This window comes from Glutamicibacter sp. 2E12, from assembly GCF_050030965.1.
GTDB lineage: Bacteria > Actinomycetota > Actinomycetes > Actinomycetales > Micrococcaceae > Glutamicibacter.
The window spans coordinates 1,306,057-1,324,849 of sequence record NZ_CP188297.1; the positions used below are offsets into that span (position 1 = coordinate 1,306,057).

An 18,793-nucleotide genomic window follows, 5' to 3' on the forward strand; every position below is an offset into this window, starting at 1 on the left:
GCACCCAGTGCCTAGTAGGCCTTGACTCCCTGCTCTACCACCAAATGGATCAACGCGAATTTCTTGTTCTCGTCAATGGCCTTCAGCGCATTTTCCAGGGCAGCCGGGACATCTGAATCATTCTCGACGCGGACGCCGAACCCGCCGAAGGACTGCGCCATCAGCGCGAAGTCGGGGTTGGCCAACTGGGTTCCGGAAACCCGTTCCGGGTACTGGCGTTCCTGGTGGGTGCGGATGGTGCCGTACTGCTGGTTGTCCATGACGATCACCAGCGGGGTGGCGCCGTACTGGGCAGCGGTAGCCAGCTCCTGGCCATTCATCAAGAACTCGCCGTCACCTGCGATGGTCACCACGCGGCGCCCCGGGTAGTTCAGCGAAGCGGCGACGGCGGAAGGAATCGAGTAGCCCATGGAACCGTTGCGTGCCGAGAGCATCGAAGCGTAGCCGTTGGTTGGGAAGTAGCGGTGGGCCCAGTTGGTGTGCTCGCCAGCGCCGAAGGTCACCAGGGCGTCTTCGGGCAGGGATCCAACCAGATTAGCCATCATGGTCGCCATCCTCGCCTGGCCCGCGGAAGGCTGCGCTGGTGGAAGTTCGGCGAACTTCTCCTGCTCGCCGCGCATCCGGGAAGTCCACTCCTTCCAGGATTCCTTGACCGGCAAATCCATCAGCAGCAGGTCGCGAACGAAGACATCGGGCTTGGCGACAATCTGGTGCGATACCGGGCCGGAACGTCCGCGCAGCGACGGGTCGATGGTGACCAGGAAGTTCTTCTTGTCCCAGTTCTGGCGGACATTGAAGCCGTCGGTGATGACGTCGCCTGGAACCGTGCCGACGAAGATCAGCAGATCAGTCTCTTCCAGCAGGTCATAGGTCGGCTTGGGGCGGCCGTAGCCGATCGGGCCAACATAGGATGGCGAGTTGAAAGGCACGGTACCCTCGCAACGCCATTCGGCAGCGGCTGGCAGGTCGTGTTCCTCGAGCCAACGAGTGAAGTCCGCGGCGCCTTCGTGGGACCAGTCGTTGCCGCCGAAAATGAACAGCGGCTTATCCGCTTCCTGCAAGGCAGTATTCAGCGCCTTCCAGTCGGTCACGGTCATGCCGCCGGTAGCCACCGGGATTTCCGGATGGACTTCGGCGGAAACTTCGTTGCGGATGATGTCTTCTGGCAGGCCGACGACCACCGGGCCCGGGCGTCCGGACATGGCAGCAAACATGGCCTCGGCGACGACTTCGCTGGCGCGATCGGCGTGGTCCAGGATCATCACGCGCTTGGCGCCGGTGCCGAACCATGCCTTGGGATCGAATTCCTGGAAGGCTTCCTTTTCACGGTGCTCGAACGGGATCAGCCCCACGAATAGCACCAGCGGGGTCGAATCCTGCCATGCGGTATGCAGGCCGACGTGGGCGTTGGCAGCTCCCGGGCCACGGGTCACCATGGCAATGCCGGGGCGCTGGTGCATCTTGCCTTCGGCTTCGGCCATGTAGGTGGCTCCACCTTCGTGGCGGCAGACCACGGTTTCGATTGGCGAGTTGTGCAGCCCATCAAGGACATCCAGGTAGCTTTCACCCGGCACCACGTAGGCGCGTTCCACGCCGTGCGCGGCAAGCGTGTCGACAATGACGTGTCCGGCCGACTTCTTTGTCAGGCCCTGACCATTTTCACTCATCTTCTAGGCGTCTTTCTGGTTTCGAGAAATCGTCTGACGCAACGGCGGAGAAAACGGCCCTGCTGGCCAATGATGCAACGCTGCGTCAACGTGAAACAGTACTAAACAAGCTGCGATTGCACACATTGCCGATCGAATGCTACGCATATGTGACACGATGCCGTATGTGAATCATATTTGAGTGCAAAATGTCTAGAAAGTTTCACTGAATGGAACGGTTTGCTTCGTCACATTGCGGCTGGCCAGAGCAGTGCGGTGGGCAATGTTCGCGATTTCCATTGATCGGCAGCGCCAGCGCTAGTAGCCTGTGATGCAACAAAAGTTTACTTAAGGTAAGCGCTGCTTTTATCCGGACATCGAGGTTCTCCATGGAATTCATCAACGGCGCGATTGTCGCCGCCTACCTGGCCGCAATGCTGGCCTTTGGCTGGTGGGGCAAATCCCGCACCAAGAACAGCAGCGACTATCTGGTGGCCGGCCGGCGCCTGGGCCCCTTCCTCTACACCGGAACCATGGCGGCGGTGGTGCTCGGCGGAGCCTCGACCGTGGGCGGCGTTGGCCTGGGCTACAAGCACGGGATCTCCGGCATGTGGCTCGTGGTGGCTATTGGCGCAGGCGTGATCCTGCTGTCGCTGGCTTTCGCCCCGACGCTGCAGAAGCTCAAGGTCTTCACCGTTTCGCAGATGCTGACCCTGCGCTACGGCAGCGCGGCGGCAACCAATACCTCCGGCATCGTCATGCTGGCCTACACGCTGATGCTCTGCGCCACCTCAACCAGCGCCTACGCCACCATTTTCGTGGTGCTCTTCGGCTGGGAGAAATGGCTGGCCATCGCCATCGGCGGCGCCATCGTAGTCATCTACTCCACTATCGGCGGCATGTGGTCCATCACCCTGGCCGACCAGGTGCAGTTCATCATCAAGACCATCGGCATCTTCGCCCTGATGCTGCCCTTCTCCATGCATGCCGCCGGCGGCCTGGATGGCATCCGCGAGCGCATGGGCGCCGAATTCTTCAGCTTCACCGGCATGGGGCTGCAGTCGATCATCACCTACTTCGTGGTCTACACCCTGGGCCTGCTGATCGGCCAGGACATCTGGCAGCGCGTCTTCACCGCCAAAACCCCGAAGGCCGCCCGCTGGGGCGGGATGACCGCCGGCATCTACTGCATCTTCTACGGAGCTGCCGGCGCACTGATTGGCATGGCCGCGAAGGTGGCGCTGCCGAACATCGCGGGCGCGGCGGAGAACAAGGACGTGGTTTATGCCGAGGTCGCCACTCAGCTGCTGCCAGTTGCGGTGGGAGGTTTGGTCATGGCCGCAGCCGTGGCCGCGATGATGTCCACCGCCTCCGGAGCGCTGATCGCCGCCGCAACCGTGGCCCGCACCGATGTCACCCCATTTGTCGCCAGCTGGTTCGGCAAGCGCGTGGAAGTGAATACCGATGAGAACCCCGAGCATGACGTGCGCGCGAACCGCATCTGGGTGATGGCGCTGGGCGTCGTCACGGTCACCTTGGCGATCCTGGTGGACGACGTGGTCGCAGCACTGACCATTGCCTACGACATCCTGGTGGGCGGATTGCTGGTGGCAATCATCGGCGGCCTGCTGTGGAAGCGCGGCAATGGCGCTGGGGCCACAGCCTCCATGGCGGCAGGATCAATAGCTACTTTGGGCACGATGATCATCTTGGAGATCCAGGCTGAGAACAAGTTCGACGGCGTCTACGCCAATGAGCCGATCTACTACGGTCTGATCGCTTCGGCAGCAGCGTTCATTGCTGTTTCGCTGTTGACCAAGTCGACGGACCGACAGGTGATTGAGCACTGGAACCTGCGCGTTGCGGGCAAGATCCAGGACGCTCCGGTCAATGCCACGGCACAAGAGCCTACGCTCTAGTCCGCCAAGAATACCGAGTGGAGCATATAAGATTCGAGCCCTGTGCCCAGCGGTGAAAACCGCTGGGCACAGTACTCGTTTTCTGTTCGACATCCAGCGCCCCAGAATAGGCTGCGCAGGAATCCAAGCGGAACATGAAATTATGAGTTCACAATTCAGCAGGACGCGTCTTTGCCGCACGGGAACTTAGAAACGGCAGTATTGCAGCGTTGGCATCTCGGCTTCTTTATCGCTCCCGCAGACTTGAAACCCTTTATTTCTGATCTGTCGTTGATGCTCATATTTTCATCACCCGAAATAGATGGTGTGGCAGCTGACCCAGGCCGATCATGATGATTGCCAGCACCACCAGCACGACCAGCTTGCTGGTGGTGCTGGCCTTTTGGCACCTTAGCGGTAATGCGCAGTTTTTTGGTCTTTAGTGGCACACAGTGATTAAAGATCAAATTTCTGGGCATTAATGCTCACCATGCGCTAATGCACAAGATTCTGCTCATTAAAGCCACTGACCTACTAAAGCGCAAAAATCAGTACATTATGATGTCATCGGGGTTAATTCACGATAAAATGGGCTTTAAGAGAAAGGCGGGCGCATGCGAAACGACCCCAAAGCCATAGGAAGCACCTTGCGCAAACAGCGCATCGACCTCGGACTGAGCCAAGAGGACGTCGCCGACCAGCTCGGCATCTCCCGCAACACCATCAGCGCGATCGAAAACGGCAAGCTCGGCAACGCCAACATCCTGCTCGAAATCATGTCCATCCTCGGCCTGGATCTGCTCATCGCCCCGCGCCACTCCGGCGAGACCAACGCCATCCGCAACAGCATGGCCCACAACGCCCGCAGCATCCACCACCGAGTCAAGAGGAGCTGAGGTGGCGGACCCACAGCTGGCACTATGGTTCGATGGAGTGCACACGGCCACCATCACCGATCACGGCTTCGGCACCATTTCCCTGCAGTACACCCCCGAAGCTCAAAACAGCAGCGCACTGCTGTCCACCAAGCTGCCCATCCGGGAAGAACCCTACCCCTGGGTCGAATGCGTCCACTTCCTGGACGGCCTGCTGCCAGAAGACGACATCCGCAAAATGCTCGCCGACAAGGCGAGAATCGCTCACGTGGACACCTTCATGATGCTCGGCGCCTACGGTAAGGACTGCGCCGGCGCCGTCCAAGTGCTCCCCCTGGGCGAAGAACCCAACAACGAACCGCACAATATCCGCTGGACCACCGCCGAGGAACTGGCCAAAGCCATCACCAACCTGCCCACAGCACCCCTGGGCATCGGCATCGACAGCTCCATCCGGGTGAGCCTGGGAGGACTCCAAGGCAAGCTGCTCGTAGTCCGCGACGGACCCCGCATCGGCATGCCCCTGGACGGCAGCCCCACCACCCACATCCTCAAACCCGCGCGGCTGAACGAAGACGGCACCGAACAATGGCCGTCCATCGCCGAGCTGGAACTGTTCGGCCTGAGGCTGGTCGAAGCCTCCGTGCGCCTGAGCCGCTCCAAACGCCAAATCGCCGCCGCCGCCGAAGTCATCACCGTCCAAGGCCGCAAAGCAATCCTGGTTGAACGCTACGACCGCGACGCCCAATCCGAACCTGTGCGGCGCATCCACCAGGAGGACTTCTGCCAAGCGCTCGGCATGAAGCAGAAGTACCAGAAACCCGCAGAGAAATCCCCCACGCTGAAGCTAATCGCCCAGGTCCTCACCGACAACGCTTCAAATCCTCCGCGAGAGCGCGAACTCCTGCTCAAATACCTGACCGTGAACTTGGCCTTGGGGAACTGCGACATGCACGCCCGGAACATCGGGCTGACCATCGACCGCGGAACCGTGCGACTGGCGCCGGCCTACGATGTGGTCCCCACCGCAGCATGGGAGCACGCCGACCGCGAGCTGTCCCTGCACGTAGGCGCCGGCGTGCACATCGACGAAGTCAACGGCAGGCACCTGATGGACGAAGTGTCCTCGTGGGGTATCCCAGCGAAAATTGCCGCCAGGCAGATCCGCGCCACTCTGGAAGCGATGCTGGATGCGCTCCCGGCGCTCATCGAGCAATCGCGCGCAGAAGGCTGGTTCACCCCCATGATCCTCGACGTTGCCGCTGACACCAGAAAACGGATCGACCGGCTCACCCCGCCAGGTACATAACAAGACACGGGGTTGTCCGTAGCTCCTCACTCACTTCTCGCACGGCCGCATCGATAGGAGGTCCGTCCGGCTCCGGCTTGCCACCCGGAAACATGAAAGATGCCGTGCCTCATTTGCGGCCTGTCAGAACCTGCCCGGCCTCATGCACGGCAATGCCCGCTGACAAGTAATCTGTTCCGGCATTCGAGTTTCTTCGTGATCCATCCACGTGCTGGTTGTGCATGTCCGAAGAAACCGCCATGCCCGCCATCCAGTCCGAGAATTTCATCTTGGGGTGCCTGAACCGCACTACCAGCATGTCTTAGGTTCTAGTGCACGAAAAGGAGCCGCCGCAGTTCATCAGCTGATGAACTGCGGCGGCTCCTTGGCTACAGGAACTAGTCCTTGATCAAATCGTGGCGCACGATCGTCTGATCGCGGTCCGGGCCTACGCCGATGGCGGAGATGCGGGTTCCGGAGATCTTCTCCAGGGCCAGGATGTAGTTCCGGGCGTTCTCCGGAAGATCTTCCATGGTCTGTGCGCCCGAGATGTCCTCGGTCCAGCCCGGGAAGTACTCGAAGATCGGCTTCGCGTGGTGGAAGTCGGTCTGCGTCATCGGCATTTCGTCGTGGCGCACGCCGTCAACGTCATAGGCCACGCACACCGGGATCTGCTCGATGTTGGTGAGCACGTCCAGCTTGGTCACGAAGTAGTCGGTGAAGCCGTTCACGCGCGAGGCGTGGCGAGCCAGCACGGCGTCGTACCAACCGCAACGACGCGGGCGTCCGGTGTTTACGCCGAATTCGCCACCGGTCTTCTGCAGGTAGAGGCCCATGTCGTCGAACAGCTCGGTAGGGAACGGACCAGCACCCACGCGGGTGGTGTAGGCCTTGATGATGCCGATGGAGCGGGTGATGCGGGTCGGGCCGATGCCCGAACCCACGGACGCGCCACCAGCAGTCGGGTTGGAGGACGTCACGAATGGGTAGGTACCGTGGTCCACGTCCAGGAAGGTGGCCTGGCCGCCTTCCATCAGCACGACCTTGTCCTCGTCCAGAGCCTTGTTCAGCTCGTAGGTGGAGTCGATGACCAGCGGGCGCAGGCGCTCGGCGTAGGAGAGGAAGTACGAGACGATTTCCTCGACCTCGACGCTGCGGCGGTTGTAGATCTTGACCAGCAGCTCGTTCTTCTGGCGCAGTGCGCCTTCGACCTTCTGGCGCAGGATGGACTCGTCGAAGACGTCCTGCACGCGGATGCCCAGGCGTCCGACCTTGTCCATGTAGGCGGGGCCGATGCCGCGGCCGGTGGTGCCGATGGCCCGCTTGCCCAGGAAGCGTTCGGTGACCTTGTCCATGGTCTGGTGGTACGGGGCCACCAGGTGGGCGTTGGCCGAAACGCGCAGCTTCGAGGTGTCGGCGCCGCGCGATTCCAGGCCGTCGATTTCTTCGAAGAGGGCTTCAAGATTCACCACGCAGCCATTGCCGATAATCGGAGTGGCGTTCGGGGAAAGGATGCCGGCAGGAAGGAGCTTGAGCTCGTACTTCTCGCCGCCTACGACCACGGTGTGCCCGGCGTTGTTGCCGCCGTTTGGCTTCACTACATAGTCGACCTTGCCACCGAGCAGGTCGGTAGCCTTTCCTTTGCCTTCATCGCCCCATTGGGCTCCGACGATCACGATTGCTGGCATGGGATCCTCCCCCTTGCTTAAAGCAGCGGTTGCGGCGTGCTTAGCGCCGTCCCGGCACGGTGCCGGACAAAAAATATGCCCCTGTCCTGCTCACTGAAACCTGAAGGTCCGTTGCAAGAGTTAGGGGCTCTTACGACCAAAGTTTACCGAAACGATTAGCGAATCTCGAGTTGCACGTCACGATGTCGCCCACGCAGGCCATAAGCGACAACCAGAAAAGCTATTCCCGCGAAGAGCACGGCAATGGAAACAACGTACAGGGCAATGACGGGGTATCCCTGATCCGGGTCGAGGAACGGGTAAGGAACCCATCCATCGGACGCTCCGCGAATCAGCACTACCCCGGTCCAGAGCAACGGGTAAATCAGCAATAGCGGCACTGCCCGGTAGGACAGGGAAGTACGGTCCCTGGCCAAGAGCCAATCGGCCAGAACCAGCAGGGGACCGAGAATATGCATTACCCAATTCGCCCAAGGAAGCGGAACCCCGCCTGCGGCCCCTAAGGGTGCCAGCAGCGTGAGGTAGATCAGCCCGACCACGACCATGCACACGCTCGCCATGGCACGCAGGCCCACAACCCAGCGGGGCATCGAAGCACCCTTGGCTAGGCCCATCAGTCCTGCGATAAGCCCGACCAGAACCACCACCAGATTCGACTGGATGGTGAAGTAGCCAAAGAAATTCAGTGGCTGCACCGGGCCCCGTGAGGCAGTGTCGGCGTAGGTCGCCACGATAGCGCCCAGGGTGGCCAGCGCCCACAGTATCCGAGCCAGGTTGAGGAAGCGCAAGGCGGTTTGACGGGTCTTCACCCTGGAAGACTATAGCCAGCTGCTGCCTCATCCAAGGATTCATGCGTAGCTGCTCGGAGATTCCGGAACTTTGCCGGCCGTCAAAACCGCCCGGGAGAACTCTCGCGATGCAACAATTATTCCAAAACCAGCCAAGGGCTTGCCCCTGACACAGTGTGAGGGCGGAGAACTGAAGCATGCTATCCATCGGGGCGTTTGCGCAGATCGGCCAGGTTACCCACCGCATGCTGCGGCACTGGGATACCGCCGGGGTGCTCAAGCCCGCCCACGTAGACCCGTGCAGCGGCTACCGTTCCTACGACCCTTCCCAGCTCCAGCGCTTGCATCAGATCGTGGCCTTGCGCGAGCTGGGTTTCGGCCTGGAAGAGGTTTCCCTGATCCTGGATCAGGGAGCCACCGCGGAAAAGATTGCTGAGCACTTGCAGAATCGTGCCGCGCAGGTCGAGGCCGAACACCGGCTGGCCACGCAGCGGCTGCAGGATGTGCAACGGCGCCTGCGCTTGATCTCAAAGGAGAATCTCATGTCACGCATTGAAATCATCCACAAGCCACTGCCCGCAGTGCGCTTGGCCGCAGGCCGCTTCACGGTGTCCGAGCAACCTGAAATCGCTGGTCGCATCGGCCCGCTCTTCGACAGAATCGCGCAGTCCATTCAGGGCCAAAGCCTTGCCACGCCCATTGCGCAATACAACGGAACTGAGGATGGAGTAGAGGTCATTGCCGGATACGCCACTAACGCTCCCAACCTCGCCGATGTCGAAATCATCGAGCTCCCCGCGGTGCCCGAAGCCATCTGCGGAGTGCACCTCGGCTCCATGGACACCATCCATGAAAGCTGGCAGGCCGTGCACGAAGAAGTCCTAGCCCGCGGTTTGGTTCCGACCGGTCCGTGCCGCGAAGTCTACGTGCGTGCCATCTCCGAAGACCAAGGTGATTGGGTGGCCGAACTGCAGCAGCCGGTAGGCGTTTCTCAACCCACCAGCTGATGCGGGGCCTCCAACAGGTCCCCCGCCACGCTGCGCGCGGCACCGACCAGCGCACCTGTTTGACCCAGCGGCGAGCACAGCAGTCGAGCCTGGCCGGCGATGCTCGGCGCGTGCATCTGGAGGCTGGCTTCCATGGCAGGACGTAGCCACTGTTCCAGGGCGGCAAAGTGCCCGCCAAAGACTACCGTGGAAACGTCATACAGGCGCATGGCCGAGGCCACCGCAATTCCCAAGGATTTTCCGGCCTCGGCTACCGCGCTCAGCGCGGGTTCGGTTCCGGTTTCCAGCGCTTGGAATAGCTGGTGGATCCGCCGTTGGCGCGAGGCGCTATCGACCATCGCCCCTAGATCAGCGGCAGCCAGGATCGCTTCCTGCCCGGCAATGGTTTCCAAGCATCCACGACCGCCGCAGCTGCAGGCCCTGCCCTCGGGGGCAATCACCACATGCCCGAGTTCACCGGCGTGTCCCTGGGGACCGGCAAAAAGTTCAGCGTCGATTATCAATCCGCCACCGATGCCCACTTCCCCGGAGACAAACAGGAAGTCGCGTTCTTGGACGTCCATCAACTGCTGCTGGGCCAGCGCTGAGGCGTTGGCTTCGTTAAAGAGCCTGAAGCGGGTTTTGGCGTCGGGCAGCAATGCTGCGACATCCAGGTCTTGCCGCTCCCAGCCGAGGTTAGGGGCCTGCAGGACGGTGTACCGCTCCTCGTTGACCAAACCAGGAACAGCCAACCCGCCGCCGAGAATCATTAGCCCTTGGGCCCGGGCGGCAGCTTGGAGCCTTTGACTCAGCTCTCCCAGCGCAGCGAGCACTTCGCTGGCTGTTGAGCTGTGGTTGGCACTGGGCAGGATTTCGTGTGCCAGCAGTTTGCCGCTGAGGTCCACCAGCCCGGCGGCTATGTAGTCAACGTTGATTTCCATGCCCATGACACAGCGTGCGGGGTTCAGGATGAGCCCCACCGAGGGCCGCCCGCGTTCCCCGTCGCGGTGCACGCCAATTTCGATAACTAGTCCGGCCGCCAGCAAATCGGCGACCAGGCTGGAGACCGAGGCCTTGGTGAGCTGGCTGAGTTGGGCGATATCGGCGCGTGATAACCGCTGGTCTTCCCCTGCGCCTGCGATCACCGATAGGACCCTGGCCAGGTTGGCTTTGCGCACGTCTCCGACGTTACCCGGGGCCGAAGAGCTTGCGGCACGGGCGCTAGACGCTGGTTGGCGCATGCCTTCTCCTTGAGAATTTATTGGGACGAATCGTTCACTGCTCGCTATTGACTCTAGCGCATCACCACCCATATAGTTCAGGACATAAACTAAATGGCATCAGCCAACCCCCGACCCAAGGATGCATCCCATGACTCTTCAGCCAACCGCCGCCGACCGCTTCACTTTTGGACTGTGGACCGTGGGATGGACCGGTGCCGATCCCTTCGGTGTCGCCACCCGCAAGAACCTGGATCCGGTGGAAGCTGTCCACAAGCTGGCCGAGCTCGGCGCCTACGGCATCACCTTCCACGACAACGACCTGATTCCTTTTGACGCCACCGCTTCCCAGCGCGAGCAGATCCTTTCGGACTTCCGTGCAGCACTCAAGGAAACCGGCCTGAAGGTCCCGATGGTGACCACCAACCTGTTCAGCCACCCGGTATTCAAGGATGGCGGCTTCACCTCCAACGACCGCTCGATCCGCCGCTTCGCGCTGGCCAAGGTCCTGCACAACATCGACCTGGCAGCCGAAATGGGCGCCGAAACCTTCGTCATGTGGGGCGGCCGCGAAGGCGCCGAGTACGACGGCTCGAAGGACCTGGCCGCGGCACTTGACCGCATGGGCGAAGGCGTGGACACCGCAGCCGGCTACATCAAGGAAAAAGGCTACAACCTGCGCATCGCGCTGGAGCCGAAGCCGAATGAGCCACGCGGCGACATCTTCCTGCCAACCGTAGGCCACGGCCTGGCCTTCATCGAGAAGCTGGAACACGGGGACATTGTCGGATTGAACCCGGAGACCGGCCACGAGCAGATGGCTGGCCTGAACTTCACCCACGGCATCGCCCAGGCGCTGTGGGCAGGCAAGCTGTTCCACATCGACCTCAACGGCCAGCGCGGCATCAAGTACGACCAGGACCTGGTCTTCGGCCACGGCGATCTGACCAGCGCCTTCTTCACCGTCGACCTGCTGGAGAACGGCTTCCCGACCGGCGGACCCAAGTACGATGGCCCCCGCCACTTCGACTACAAGCCATCGCGCACCGACGGCTACGACGGCGTGTGGGACTCGGCCAAGGCAAACATGTCCATGTACCTGATGCTCAAGGAACGCGCACAGGCATTCCGCGCAGACCCCGAGGTCCAGGAGGCGATGAAGCTCTCGGGCGTGTTCGAGCTGGGCGAGAGCACCCTGGACGCCGGCGAAACCGCGCAGCAGCTGATGGACGATGCGGCAAGCTTCGCCGACTTCGACGCCAACGCCGCAGCGCAGCGCAACTTCGCGTTCATCCGCCTGAACCAGCTGGCCATCGAGCACCTGCTCAACGCCCGCTAGACCGCTCACCCCCGCCCACCGCAGAAAGCAGCCGAAGAACAATGACGCTCGTTGCCGGCATAGATTCATCCACCCAGTCATGCAAGGTGGTCATCCGCGACGCCGCAACAGGCGCCCTGGTCCGCTCCGGCCGTGCCTCGCACCCCGATGGCACCGAAGTGGATCCGGAATCCTGGTTCAGCGCATTGCAGGAAGCGATCGCCCAGGCCGGGGGCCTGGACGACGTGGACGCCATCTCGGTGGGCGGGCAGCAGCATGGCATGGTGGTGCTCGACGCCAGCGGTGCGGTGATCCGCCCGGCACTGCTGTGGAACGACACCCGCAGCGCGCAGGCGGCCAGCCAGATCATCACCGAGGCAGGCCAGGGCGATGCCGCGGCGGGCGCCCAGTACTGGGCACAGCGCACCGGCACCGTCCCGGTCTCCTCGATCACGCTGACCAAGCTGCGCTGGCTGAGGGACAATGAGCCCCAGAACGCGGCCAAGGTCGCTGCCGTCTGCCTGCCGCACGACTGGCTGTCCTGGCGCCTGGCCGGCTACGGCCCGGGCTCCGGGGCAGCAGGGCTGGCCGCCCTGCGCACCGATCGTTCGGATGCCTCGGGCACCGGCTACTACCGTGCCGCCGAAAACGCCTATGACTACGAGGCGCTGGAGCAGCATCTGGGCCACGCCCCGATTCTGCCTACGGTCGCTGGCCCGCTGGAATCCATTGGCCGCACCACTTCCGGAGCACTGATCGGTGCCGGCGCGGGCGATAACGCCGCGGCCGGCTTGGGCGTAGGCGCCACGGTGGGCGACGTCGTCATGTCCCTGGGCACCTCCGGCACCGTCTTCGCGGTTGCCGATTCCCCATCGGCAGATGCCTCCGGCCTGGTGGCAGGCTTCGCCGACGCCACCGGCAACTACCTGCCATTGGTATGCACCCTGAATGCCACCCGCATCTTCGATGCCACCGCCACCCTGCTGCAGGTCAGCCTCGAAGAATTCAATGACCTGGCACTATCCGCCGTCCCGGGTAGCGACGGGCTGGCCTTGCTGCCCTACTTCGACGGCGAGCGCACCCCGAACCTGCCAGAGGCCACCGGCTCGCTGCATGGCATCACCCGAGCCAACTACACCGCCGCGAATCTGGCCCGCAGCGCCGTGGAAGCGGTGGTTTGCTCGCTAGCCGACGGCCTGCGCGCACTGGAAGCCCAAGGGGTTGAAGCGCAGCGCATCATCCTTGTCGGCGGTGGAGCGCAGTCCCGCGCGGTCCAGCAGATCGCCGCCCAGATCCTGGGATTGCCAATTTTGATCCCGGCCCCGGGCGAATACGTCGCCGATGGCGCAGCCCGCCAGGCGGCCGGCGTACTGGCCGGGGAATTCCCCAATTGGGCCCAGGGCACTGCCCAAGTCCCAGCGATGGAACTGGCCCCGCAGATACTGGAACGCTATCGCGCACTGGTTTCCAGCCAGTGGCTCGACAAGTAAGGATTAGCCGTGGAACTGCGCAACAAGGAACTGAACTGGGCCGGAAATCTTGAATACCGGGCCGCGCAACTGCTGTTTCCCGCCAGCCTCGAGCAGCTGCAGGATATTGTTCGCGCAGCCAAGGCCGTGAAGGTCCTGGGCTCCCGCCATTCCTTCAATGACATCGCCGATACCCGCGAAACCATGATCACGCTGGCCAAGATGCCGGAAGCCATCGAGATTGATGCGCTGGCCATGGCCGTGCGCGTCAGCGCCGGCACCACCTACGGCGCCCTGGCTGATGCACTTCAACGCGCCGGCTATGCCCTGCACAATCTCGCCTCCCTGCCGCATATCTCGGTAGCCGGCGCAGTATCCACCGGAACCCACGGTTCGGGCGAAACCCATGGCAACCTCGCCACCGCCGTGCGCGCAGTGGAACTGGTGCTGGCCGACGGCTCGCAACTGAGCGTGCAGCGCGGCGACGAGGATTTCAATGGCATCGTGGTCGGCCTGGGCGCGCTGGGCGTGCTGACCCACCTCACCTTGGATATCCTGCCGAGCTTCGAGATGCAGCAGACCGTCTACCAGGATCTGTCCTGGGACAAGGTGCTCGACGGCTTCGACACCATCCAGGCTTCGGCCTACAGCGTCAGCCTGTTCACTGACTGGAGCGGCGAGCAGGTAGGCCAGACCTGGCTCAAGCGCCGCGTCGGCGATGCGCTGGTAGAGCATTTTGACCAGGGCCGGTTCGGCGGGTTCCCGGCAACTGCTGCGATGCACCCGCTGCCCGGTGCCGATGGGTCCATCTGCAGCCAACAGCTCGGAGCAACCGGTCCATGGTCGGATCGCTTGGCGCATTTCCGCATGGACTTCACCCCCAGCGCCGGCGATGAACTGCAGACCGAATACCTGGTCCCGCGCGAGCACGCGGCAGAAGCGATCCAGGCCGTCCGCGGGCTTTCCCCCGCCATCACTCCCCTGCTGCTGGTCTCGGAAGTGCGCACCATTGCCGCCGATGAACTGTGGCTCAGTGGAAACTACGGCCGTGACGGCATCGCCCTGCACTTCACCTGGAAACCCCAGCAGGAGGCTGTCGAGGCGCTCCTACCGCGGATCGAGGAAGCACTGGCTCCTTTTGCGGCACGCCCGCACTGGGGCAAGCTCTTCGCAGCCACCTCTACGCAGCTGGCCGGGCTGTATCCGAAGTTCAACGACTTCATTGCATTGGCGCAGCGCCTGGATCCGTCCGGCAAGTTCCGCAACGACTTCCTGGACCGCACGGTGTTTGGAGCCTGAGCGCGCACAGGCGTTGCGACTAGACTTGTCACCATGGCATTGACTCAGTTAACGGTCGTGGACACCGCGGTCGGCATCCTGCAACAGTTCGGGTTGGCTGATTTGTCGATGCGCCGATTGGCCAAGGAACTCGATGTCCAGGTCGGTGCGCTCTACTGGCATGTGAAGAACAAGCAGGAGCTGCTGGCGCAGGTTGCCGCCCAGCTGCTGAGTACCCCTGCGCTGTCGGTGGATGCCGAGGACTACAATTCCCCATCCGAGGCAATCCTGCAGCTGGCGCGCAAGCTCTACCTCGCGTTGCTGCCGATCCAGGACAGCCCCGAGGTCATCGAAGTCGCCACCGCAATGCAGGCCACCGAGCTCCAGCCGGTGCTGCAGCTTCGCACCCTGCTGGAAGCAGCAGGGCTGCCTGCCGAAAATGCCCGCCATGGACAGCAGCTTTTGCTGAACCACGTGCTCGGCTCGGTCGCCTACCGCCAGAACCTCGTGCAGCTCGATGTCGACGCGCCCCTGGCTGATGGCTTCGACTGGGGGCTGCGGCGGGCCGTTGCCGGCCTCATCGGCTAACGCCTCGCGCCGGGAATTCCCAGCTCTGCCAGCTCCCGCGCGCTAGCGGTCATTTCTCGAACTTCCTTTTTGGCCAAGGCAGCTTCCGGGTTATCGCTCAGGACCGAGACGTCCTCAATCAAACTTGCCAGGTAGTTCTTCGCTTCCCGCACCGAGTCGACAAGCAGCTGGGCTTGTCGAGCACCCGAGCGGCAGCGATCCATTCCTGCGCGAAGTCCCAGTACGGTTGGGCGTCCTGCGTGATCCGGTGGTGGTCGAGCTCTTCGACCAGCATGCCAGGGTCGTGGAGCACTGCCATGGCAACAGCCTCGGCAGTACGCCCTTGCTCGATCGCATCATGCATCAATTCCTTGTTCACGACTCCCTCCAGGAATCCCTGGTATTTGCCTGCGGCCGCAAGCGGGCGGTTGCTTCCGCAATGGGTTTGGGCCCTCTAGCTGTCCGGCATGAATCGGTGCCGATGAATATTCGATTCCGTGGCCTTCGGTACCGCACCTTCGAGAGATCCCGATGCGCCGGAAGCAGGGCCAGCGGGATGAACCTTCATTCTGGAGGTTCTTCCTGGAATGAGCCATCGCCGTTCTGTTCTTCGAGCTGGTCGTATCGTTCCCGCGCTTGTTCGATATCGGGCATATGGCTCACTGTCCAGTCGAGGAGCGCATCGATCGGTGCGCGCATGGTCTTGCCTATCGGCGCAACACGGTACTCGACTGCTACCGGACGGGAGCGCAATACCCTGCGGTCGATGACGCCATTTCGCTCCAGCCGGCGCAGCGTATTGGTCAAGGACTTCTGGCTCACTCCCGGAACGGCTCGCCGCAGCTCGTTGAATCGCTTGGGTGATTCGCAAAGCTGGCTCAAGACATGCAAAGACCACTTGTCCAAGACCTGGTCGAGCAGTTCGCGGTGGGAAGCCGATATGCCCAGCGGCGATTCGGAGGTTTCTTCCATTGCACCTAGTTTCGTTGCAGTTGCTTTTGTAGACCAAGTATAAGTTTTATACCTGCATCCAGCAGCGAACTACTGAAGGAGAATTCCATGCCAGTGAATTATTCAAGCCCCGCCGGGATGCTCCCCGGAACTCCCTACCACCACGTAGCGGTGGGATCCGGCACGCGGCATATCCACATCGCCGGACAGGTAGCCCACATGCCCGACGGCTCCAGGATCCCCGACGATTTGGCTGGCCAGGTGGCGCAGGCGCTACGCAACGTTTCCGCAGGCTTGAACTCGGCAGGGGCGGGGTTCCAAGACGTCGTCAGGCTGACCGTATACGTAACCGACTGGGAAACCAGCAAAATATCGGAGTTCATGCAAGGAGTCGAATCCGTCGCGGAGGAAATCGGGTTGCAGCTTCCAATGCCGCCTGCATCGCTGATCGCCGTGGCCCAACTGTACGAGCCAGCAGTTCTCGTGGAGATCGAAGCTACAGCGATACTCTGACCCGCAACGAAAACGCCGAATGGGCCGCGGCCAGCGCCTTACCCGGCTGGCCGCCACTGGGTGGACCGGCCGCCGGCGGCTATCGGCCGGCGCGAGGCTTCCGGTCCGAAAGGCTACCGAGCTAGCCCAGCTTGCCGCCGGAGGCTTCCAGATAGCAGGCAGCGCACAGCGACTCGTACCAGACCTCTTCACCGTCGATAGCGACCTGGTCTCCATCAAAAACAATGTGGTCACCCGATCGGCGGGTATTGAACATGGCCTTGCGCCCGCAGCGGCAGATGGTCTTCAGCTCTTCAAGCGAGTGCGCCAGTTCCATCAAGCGTGCCGAGCCCGGGAAGGCACGGGTGCGGAAGTCGGTACGGATACCGTAGGCAAGCACTGGGACATCATCGAGCACGGCAATGCGCAGAAGATCATCGACCTGGGTGCGGGAGAGGAATTGAACTTCGTCGACCAGCAGGCAGGCTACCGGCGGCGCATCCACATGCGGCAGCAAGGCATCAGGGTCATCGCCGAGGCAATGGGCCGCGAACTTCTCGCGGAGGTTCTCTTCCGGCCCCACGCTGAAGTCGACTTCGCGTTCGATTCCCAGGCGGGAAACGATTGATTTCTCGCCCTTGGTGTCAACCCCCGGCTTGGCCAGCAGGATACGCTGGCCGCGTTCTTCGTAGTTGAAGGCAGCCTGCAGCAAGCTCGTGGATTTGCCCGAGTTCATCGCTCCGTAGCGGAAATACAGCTTGGCCACCATTGCTCCTCGAAAGTTGCGGCGCCTGCCAACCGGCAGGCCCCTTAAGATCTTAGTGCCCGCTCCGCAGATCTCAAGCGAACCAGCACCGCGGACGACTGCCCTGCTACTTCGCCGCAGGCTGTTTCTTGCCGGCGAAAACCAGCCTGTAGAGCACCGACATTACGATGACGAAGGGAACACCGAAGATCAGGGTGTACTTGAATTCCGGCACGAAGAACGAGGTCACCAGCAGGCCGCCGAGCAGTACCGAGCCGAGAATCGACGCGGCCGGGTAGCCTGGCAGCTTGTACTCCAGGACGGCCCGGTCCAGGCGCACCTGGCGGCGGAAGGACACGTGGGTCACCAGGATCATGAACCACGTCGCCAGGGCACCGAAGGTAGCCAGCGACATCATGATGCCGAAGCCTCCCTCCGGAACCAGCGCGTAGACCAGTGCTGCCACGGCGATGCCTCCGGCAGACATCCACACCGCGTGGATAGGAGCGCCCGCGCTGTTGGTCCGGTGTGCCAGGCGCGGCGCGTGCCCGGAATCAGCCAGCGAATGCAGCATGCGGGTTGCCGCATAGAGCTGGGCATTCATGGCCGAGAGCGCGGCAATGATGAGCACGAAGTTCAGTACCGAATCGGCGAACGGGATACCCATCTGGGACATCACAGTGACAAATGGCGATCCGCCGGCCAGCAGTTCGCTGGTGGGCGCCACCGCGAGGATCAGGGCCATGGTGAACACGTAGAAGAGCAGCAAGCGCAGGAAGGAGACCTTGAAGGCCTTGCGTACGGCAATCTTGGGGTTCTTTGCTTCTGCGGCGGCAATGGAGATCGCCTCGATGCCCATGTAGGAGAAGATCGCCACGATGACAGCGGTCCACATGCCGAACAGGCCATTGGAGAAGAAGCCGCCTTCGGCCGAGTAGTTATGGAACCCGTATTGGTCGCTGGGGTCGTGGAACACCAGCCAGAGGGCAATGATGATGAACGCGACCACCGCGAAGACCTTGATCGCGGAGAACCAGTATTCGGTGGTTCCGAAGATCTTCACGCTGGAGAAGTTCACGCCCAAAAGCGCGGCCGAGAAGACAAGGACCCAAACCAGCCCTGGAATCTCGGGGAACCAGTACTGCATGTACTCGCCTACCGCGCTGACTTCGGTGCCCACGGCGAAGATCAGCGCCGACCAGTACAGGTACTTGGTCAGGTACCCGGCGAAACGTCCAAGATAGCGTTCGGCGTAGACCCCGAAGGAACCGGCTACCGGCTGCTTGACGGTCATTTCCGCCAATGCGCCCATGACCAGCAAGGCGACGACCCCGCCAATGAGGTAGCTGATGATCACCGAGGGACCGGCCATGGCGATGGCGAGCTTGCTGCCCGCGAAAAGACCGGTGCCGATGGCACTGCCCAGCGCGATCATGGACATCTGCCCAGGAGTCAGCGACTTCTTCAAACCCGAACCGACTTCAATGGCGCGTACCGGCTGCTTGCCCAACGATGCTCCCTTTAGACCTATGCGAACAGCACGGCATCGAAAATGCCGTGCTGCTGTTAAGGCTACTCTCGCGC

At 62.1% G+C, this 18,793-nt stretch carries 19 protein-coding genes; 9 read left to right on the top strand and 10 right to left on the bottom strand.

What is annotated here, in order from left to right:
• Window positions 1–11: 11 nt before the first annotated feature.
• Entirely contained in the window at window positions 12–1,667 is a 1,656-nt protein-coding gene (locus ACP3TE_RS06025) for a thiamine pyrophosphate-dependent enzyme (RefSeq protein WP_105657924.1), read from the bottom strand.
• 368 nt (window positions 1,668–2,035) lie between these two features.
• On the opposite strand from ACP3TE_RS06025, the gene ACP3TE_RS06030 reads away from it, so the two are divergent.
• From ACP3TE_RS06030 to ACP3TE_RS06040, 3 genes are all read left to right on the top strand, one after another.
• Window positions 2,036–3,565 carry a sodium:solute symporter gene (locus ACP3TE_RS06030; protein ID WP_426735767.1) on the top strand — a complete coding sequence of 510 codons (1,530 nt, stop codon included), beginning with the start codon at window positions 2,036–2,038 and terminating at the stop codon, window positions 3,563–3,565.
• A gap of 593 nt (window positions 3,566–4,158) precedes the next feature.
• Window positions 4,159–4,440, top strand: coding sequence for a helix-turn-helix domain-containing protein (locus ACP3TE_RS06035; protein ID WP_133834948.1), 282 nt, complete (start codon window positions 4,159–4,161; stop codon window positions 4,438–4,440).
• Window position 4,441: 1 nt separating this feature from the next.
• Window positions 4,442–5,728, top strand: a complete 1,287-nt coding sequence (locus ACP3TE_RS06040; RefSeq protein WP_133834949.1) for a HipA domain-containing protein — start codon at window positions 4,442–4,444, stop codon at window positions 5,726–5,728.
• Here ACP3TE_RS06040 and ACP3TE_RS06045 read toward each other — a convergent pair.
• The 4 genes from ACP3TE_RS06045 to ACP3TE_RS06060 form a co-directional block, all read right to left on the bottom strand.
• A complete protein-coding gene (locus ACP3TE_RS06045) occupies window positions 5,709–5,822 on the bottom strand; it encodes an NUDIX domain-containing protein (RefSeq protein ID WP_286172329.1) in 114 nt (37 codons plus the stop codon). The genes ACP3TE_RS06040 and ACP3TE_RS06045 overlap by 20 nt on opposite strands.
• Window positions 5,823–5,837: 15 nt before the next feature.
• A complete protein-coding gene (locus tag ACP3TE_RS06050) occupies window positions 5,838–5,996 on the bottom strand; it encodes a hypothetical protein (protein WP_402697469.1) in 159 nt (52 codons plus the stop codon).
• 109 nt (window positions 5,997–6,105) lie between these two features.
• Window positions 6,106–7,395, bottom strand: coding sequence for an adenylosuccinate synthase (locus ACP3TE_RS06055; RefSeq protein ID WP_133834950.1), 1,290 nt, complete (start codon window positions 7,393–7,395; stop codon window positions 6,106–6,108).
• A 155-nt stretch (window positions 7,396–7,550) separates the two neighbouring features.
• Window positions 7,551–8,204: a Pr6Pr family membrane protein gene (locus ACP3TE_RS06060; protein ID WP_105657920.1), complete on the bottom strand. Its 654-nt coding sequence runs from the start codon at window positions 8,202–8,204 to the stop codon at window positions 7,551–7,553.
• 176 nt (window positions 8,205–8,380) lie between these two features.
• Here ACP3TE_RS06060 and ACP3TE_RS06065 point away from each other — a divergent pair, with 176 nt between their 5' ends.
• Window positions 8,381–9,190 (top strand): MerR family transcriptional regulator, encoded by an 810-nt coding sequence (locus tag ACP3TE_RS06065; protein WP_332503703.1) that lies wholly within the window; start codon window positions 8,381–8,383, stop codon window positions 9,188–9,190.
• On the opposite strand, the gene ACP3TE_RS06070 is transcribed toward ACP3TE_RS06065, so the two are convergent.
• The gene (locus tag ACP3TE_RS06070) at window positions 9,175–10,410 is read right to left on the bottom strand and encodes an ROK family transcriptional regulator (protein ID WP_332488375.1); all 1,236 of its coding nucleotides are present in this window, start codon (window positions 10,408–10,410) and stop codon (window positions 9,175–9,177) included. The genes ACP3TE_RS06065 and ACP3TE_RS06070 overlap by 16 nt on opposite strands.
• Window positions 10,411–10,540: 130 nt before the next feature.
• Between ACP3TE_RS06070 and xylA the strand changes: the two genes are divergently transcribed.
• From xylA to ACP3TE_RS06090, 4 genes are read left to right on the top strand one after another with little or no spacing between them, the layout of a single operon-like run.
• On the top strand, window positions 10,541–11,728 hold the full coding sequence (gene xylA / locus ACP3TE_RS06075; protein ID WP_105662643.1) for a xylose isomerase: 1,188 nt from the start codon (window positions 10,541–10,543) through the stop codon (window positions 11,726–11,728).
• Window positions 11,729–11,769: 41 nt separating this feature from the next.
• Window positions 11,770–13,197: a xylulokinase gene (gene xylB / locus ACP3TE_RS06080; RefSeq protein ID WP_133834953.1), complete on the top strand. Its 1,428-nt coding sequence runs from the start codon at window positions 11,770–11,772 to the stop codon at window positions 13,195–13,197.
• Window positions 13,198–13,206: 9 nt separating this feature from the next.
• The gene (locus tag ACP3TE_RS06085) at window positions 13,207–14,475 is read left to right on the top strand and encodes an FAD-binding protein (RefSeq protein ID WP_133834954.1); all 1,269 of its coding nucleotides are present in this window, start codon (window positions 13,207–13,209) and stop codon (window positions 14,473–14,475) included.
• 33 nt (window positions 14,476–14,508) lie between these two features.
• On the top strand, window positions 14,509–15,042 hold the full coding sequence (locus ACP3TE_RS06090; protein WP_426735772.1) for a TetR/AcrR family transcriptional regulator: 534 nt from the start codon (window positions 14,509–14,511) through the stop codon (window positions 15,040–15,042).
• A 118-nt stretch (window positions 15,043–15,160) separates the two neighbouring features.
• On the opposite strand, the gene ACP3TE_RS06095 is transcribed toward ACP3TE_RS06090, so the two are convergent.
• Together ACP3TE_RS06095 and ACP3TE_RS06100 are read right to left on the bottom strand one after the other, a co-directional pair.
• Window positions 15,161–15,400 (bottom strand): hypothetical protein, encoded by a 240-nt coding sequence (locus tag ACP3TE_RS06095; protein ID WP_133834956.1) that lies wholly within the window; start codon window positions 15,398–15,400, stop codon window positions 15,161–15,163.
• A 185-nt stretch (window positions 15,401–15,585) separates the two neighbouring features.
• The gene (locus tag ACP3TE_RS06100; RefSeq protein WP_128470770.1) at window positions 15,586–15,993 is read right to left on the bottom strand and encodes a winged helix-turn-helix transcriptional regulator; all 408 of its coding nucleotides are present in this window, start codon (window positions 15,991–15,993) and stop codon (window positions 15,586–15,588) included.
• Window positions 15,994–16,080: 87 nt separating this feature from the next.
• Here ACP3TE_RS06100 and ACP3TE_RS06105 point away from each other — a divergent pair, with 87 nt between their 5' ends.
• Window positions 16,081–16,485, top strand: a complete 405-nt coding sequence (locus ACP3TE_RS06105) for a RidA family protein (protein ID WP_133834957.1) — start codon at window positions 16,081–16,083, stop codon at window positions 16,483–16,485.
• 121 nt (window positions 16,486–16,606) lie between these two features.
• On the opposite strand, the gene ACP3TE_RS06110 is transcribed toward ACP3TE_RS06105, so the two are convergent.
• Together ACP3TE_RS06110 and ACP3TE_RS06115 are read right to left on the bottom strand one after the other, a co-directional pair.
• A complete protein-coding gene (locus ACP3TE_RS06110) occupies window positions 16,607–17,230 on the bottom strand; it encodes a thymidine kinase (RefSeq protein WP_133834958.1) in 624 nt (207 codons plus the stop codon).
• Window positions 17,231–17,336: 106 nt separating this feature from the next.
• Entirely contained in the window at window positions 17,337–18,719 is a 1,383-nt protein-coding gene (locus ACP3TE_RS06115; protein ID WP_402697466.1) for an amino acid permease, read from the bottom strand.
• Window positions 18,720–18,793 lie beyond the last annotated feature (74 nt).